The following is a 4,279-nucleotide window of genomic DNA, read 5'->3' as shown; positions in this document are numbered from 1 at the left end:
GGGAATCGCTCTGCTTCCAGAGGATTTTCAGTCTGCGCCCCGACTGCTGACAGAAGAATTCCGCACGCCCCAGGCCGCTGAAGTTGCGGAAATAACAGCGAATACTCTACAGAAAAATGCTGCAAATCAGCCTCCACTGAATGAAGTCTGGGACCTGATTCCATTTTATCTTCGAAAAAGTGCGGCGGAAGAGAAGTGGGACGCGCAACACCAAAGTTGAAACCCGCTGTTCCTCAACCTGATTTCTGATCCCTCTGCTGGAAACATTTGTCAGCAGATGGTACTCGCATTGGAAGCCCGCTTTACCTCATAGACAGCTTGAATGCCATCTCTCTGATCACATTTAAAGATTGCCGGCAATTCAGGTTAAGCGAAATACCGTTATAATTCGTGATTTTTGTTTTTCTTGAAACATTTTCCAGAAGACACTCTCCCCGGGAATCCTGCTTGGCTATAATAAAGCTCACGGAAATGTTCGATTTCAGACTCCTGAGTTTATGTATGAACTGTCACGACTATTTCGAAAGAGTCCTGTTGTTCGACGTCGTTCGTCAGATTATCACTTTTCCATTCTTCAGACTGGAGTTGAATTATGGCTCTTTATGAGATTGAAACAAACGCACATATCATGGTGGGTTGGGCTAATACTCAAGAAGAAGCGGAAAATGCTGCCCAGGAAAATTATCCTGAGGACGAAATTTTAAGAGTCACGCGTCGGCCCCGCGACATGTGGGTGATTTCAAAACGCCTGCTCGGGATTGAAGGGCACACAGAGCCTTGCGACATGGCACGCGAATGCCTGTTCAAAGCCTCCGGTGACAAAGTCCACGCCATTCGCCTTTACATGCGTGACACTGGCGCTGATCTCCACGAAGCACAACTGGCCATCGAAACCAACATGTCAGTCGGCTGGTAAGCCAGATCGCAACCACGCTATAGAGACAACCCACCACAGCTACGGAATGACTTCAGTCCGATGATCATACAAGGAACTCTCGTCAGTTCTTCAGGAACTTCTCACAGCCAGATCCGCCTCTCAGGCAACCAGATTGCCGAGGTCGGGGCTGATCTGGGCACTCCAGACCTCACATTCTCTGATGACTGTCTGATCTTTGCCGGCATGGGTGATATTCATATCCATGCCCGTGACGATGTTGGTGAGTCACAAATCTACAAAGAAGATTTCTGTACCGCCGCTGCCGCCGCCATCAACGGTGGGGTCGTCCACGTTGCTGATATGCCTAATAACCCGGTCCCTCCCATCACAGATGAAAGCTACCGCGACAAGGTTAAACATCTGGAACAAAGAAAGCCCGCGATTCATTTTACACTCTACGCGGGGATCGGGCCTGGTACCAGACCCCTTTCATTTGCAGTTCCGTATAAGGCATATATGGGCCCCAGCGTGGGCGATCTGTTTTTCAGGACACTGGAACAACTGGATGAAACCCTGTCCCATTACCGCGGCTGTAATGTCAGTTTCCACTGTGAAGATCCGATTCTGCTGGACGAACATGCCAGCGCGGCTACACACGAAGAACGCCGTCCCGCTGAATGCGAAATTTCCGCCACGCGTTTCGCCTTGCAGATGATCGAGAAATATGATCTCCGTGGTAAACTCTGTCATTATTCCGTCGGGGAAGGGCTGCCATTGATTCGTGAAGCCCGCAGCAGAGGCGTGAAAGTCACCTGCGAGGTAACACCACATCATCTGTATTTTGATCAGTCTGATCTGACCGACGAGAATCGGGGAAAAATGCAGATGAACCCGCCTTTGCGGACTGTCTCAGATCGCAAAGCCATGCTGGCTGCATTACACGAAGGAACTCTGGATTACCTCGCCACCGATCATGCTCCCCACACCCTGGAGGAAAACGAGCAGGGGATCTCCGGACAACCGCACCTGGATACTTATGGCGCATTTGTGACCTGGCTGATTCTGGACCAGAAATTTACTCCTGAGCAGGCGGCAAAGTTCTGTTCCGAAAACCCGGGCGACTTTGTGAACCCGTATGTTTCCCCTAAAAAGTTTGGTCGAATCGAACCCGGGTACACCGCCAGCCTGACAGTGCTCAATCTGAAACAGCCCGTCACCATTAAACGCGAAGACATGCAGACCAAGTGTGGCTGGTCTCCCTTCGAAGGCATCACGTTCCCAGGCTCCGTGGAAGCCGTCTTCATCGAAGGCGACCGGGTTCGCTGAGAAACAGATCACTGGTATTATCCAGTCTGTATGCTGATTTTGATCTACAAAAAAAGGGCTCACCCGTAACAGGTGAGCCCTTTTTTATTTTAGTCCGTTCCAGCCGTCAGTTGCTTATGCTGGCCCGTTTCTGACTTTGTTCAGTTGCCCGGGCGGTCGCACTACCAGGTCGATTCATCAGCCAGATCAGAACCGGGCTGGCAACGAAGATCGAACTGTAAGTACCGACAATCACCCCAATCACCAGACAGTAGGCAAATCCATGAATTCCCTCACCACCGATTGCATACAGAATCAGAACCACGATCAAAGTGGTAATTGATGTCAACAGGGTACGGGACAGGGTCTGGTTCAAACTGTCATTGACCATGCTGGTCGTCAAAGCAGGGTTCTTACCGCGAACTTCACGAATCCGGTCGAAGACCACAATCGTATCGTTCAACGAATAACCGACGATTGTCAGAAATGCAGCAATCATAGGCAGGTTGATTTTGAAGTCATTCAATCCGAGGATTACGCCCAGGCCCGTGTCGCTGAGATAAGCACCCAATGCAACCATGCCCAGCACCACCAGAACGTCATGCACCAGAGCGGCTACCGCTGCCAGACCAAAGGTGATTCGCTGGAACCGGAACCAGATGTAGGCCACGATCGCGATCAGGCTGATCAGCATCGCCAGTAATGCAGATTCCTGCATCTCGCTGGCTACGGAACTGTCAAAACTGTTCACTTCATCCAGAATGGCGGTTGTTGCCATCTCTGTCTGCATCGCAGCTAACGCAGTCTTCAGATCTGCTTCCAAGAGATCAGGTCCAGCCTGCATGGTCATTTTCTTGAACCGCTTGTCCGCTTCCTCTTCTTTGCTGTCTGCAACTCCCTGCAGTTGAAACTCAGGAATCCGATCGTATTTATCAGAACCATCGGCATTTTCGATGTCTGCAATGGCTTCTTTGAGATAGTTATCAATGGTGGATGTTTTCACTTCGCCACTGAAAGTCAGTGAGACTTCGGTACCGCCGGGCGATTCTTCGCTGCCAGTCAGTTTTTTGACATCACCATACTCCATCGTCACTTTTCGCAACTTATGTTCCGGATCACCGAAGGCTTCATTCAGTTTACCACGAATCGTATCTGTCGCTTTTTCCTTATTCTCGCCTGCATCCGCGTCATTCAATGTCGTTCGCAGACGGAAGAAACGACCTTCGGAACCGGGATCGTTGGAAAGCTCCAGTTGCTCAAGGGTCAGGCTGTTGTTAAATGGCCCCTGCAACAGACCGCGTACATCATCAATTTCCTGTTGGTCTTCAAACTCGAATGTGACCATGGTACCACCAGTGAAATCGATATCCAGGTTTTCCTGGCCACGGGTGACGACTACAATCAGTCCGATTAAAATCAAGGCACCAGAGAAAATGGCGGCGATCATCTTCTTTCCAATGAAGTCGACGTTGGTTGTACCAACAATACTCATCATCTTCAGATCAGTGATCCAGCGTTTCCGTTCGAAGATATCGAAAATCAAACGGCCTACATACAGGGCCGTAAACATACTCATCACAATCCCGATGAATAACGTGACTGCGAAGCCGCGTACCTGGTCGGTCCCGATGATATAGAGCACGATGGCCACAATCAGCGTGGTCAGGTTGGCGTCCACAATCGTGGTAAAAGCACGGGAAAACCCGTTATTGATGGCCATTCTCAAGCTGGAGCCGCGGGCTTTTTCTTCCCTGATACGTTCAAATATCAGCACGTTCGCATCGACGGCCATACCGATCGTCAGTACCAGGCCGGCTAAACCGGGCAGGGTAAACGTGGCATCAATGAATGACATACAGCCCAGCACCAGCAGCAGGTTCAGTGTCAGACAGATATTCGCTACCAGGCCCGCAAACCGGTAATAAACCAGCATGAAGACAATCACTGCGAAAGCGGCGATCAGAATTGCCTGTTTCCCTTTTTCCTGGACATCGCTTCCCAGCAGAGGACTGATGGAAAATTCTGAAACAGGTTCCGGCTTCAAGGGAACTTCCAGAGCCCCCGCATTCAACACGTTCAGAAGTTCATTCACTTCTT

4 protein-coding genes are annotated in these 4,279 nt (G+C 50.2%); 3 read left to right on the top strand and 1 reads right to left on the bottom strand.

Translation table 11 applies throughout. The features are described 5' to 3' along the window. The 3 genes from AACZ40_RS28305 to AACZ40_RS28295 form a co-directional block, all read left to right on the top strand. The coding region (locus AACZ40_RS28305; protein ID WP_339676960.1) for a hypothetical protein at window positions 1-220 on the top strand (220 nt) is incomplete at its 5' end. Window positions 221-592: 372 nt separating this feature from the next. Next, window positions 593-916, top strand: a complete 324-nt coding sequence (locus tag AACZ40_RS28300; RefSeq protein ID WP_291177311.1) for a DUF6793 family protein — start codon at window positions 593-595, stop codon at window positions 914-916. A gap of 60 nt (window positions 917-976) precedes the next feature. Next, a complete protein-coding gene (locus AACZ40_RS28295) occupies window positions 977-2,203 on the top strand; it encodes an amidohydrolase family protein (RefSeq protein ID WP_291177314.1) in 1,227 nt (408 codons plus the stop codon). 106 nt (window positions 2,204-2,309) lie between these two features. Here AACZ40_RS28295 and secF read toward each other — a convergent pair. Continuing rightward, a partial coding sequence (gene secF / locus AACZ40_RS28290) for a protein translocase subunit SecF (RefSeq protein WP_339676957.1) occupies window positions 2,310-4,279 on the bottom strand: 1,970 nt, incomplete at its 5' end.

Source organism: uncultured Gimesia sp. (assembly GCF_963972345.1).
Classification (GTDB): domain Bacteria; phylum Planctomycetota; class Planctomycetia; order Planctomycetales; family Planctomycetaceae; genus Gimesia.
Note: the sequence above shows the minus strand (reverse complement) of the source record. Positions and strands in the feature narration are given on the sequence as shown.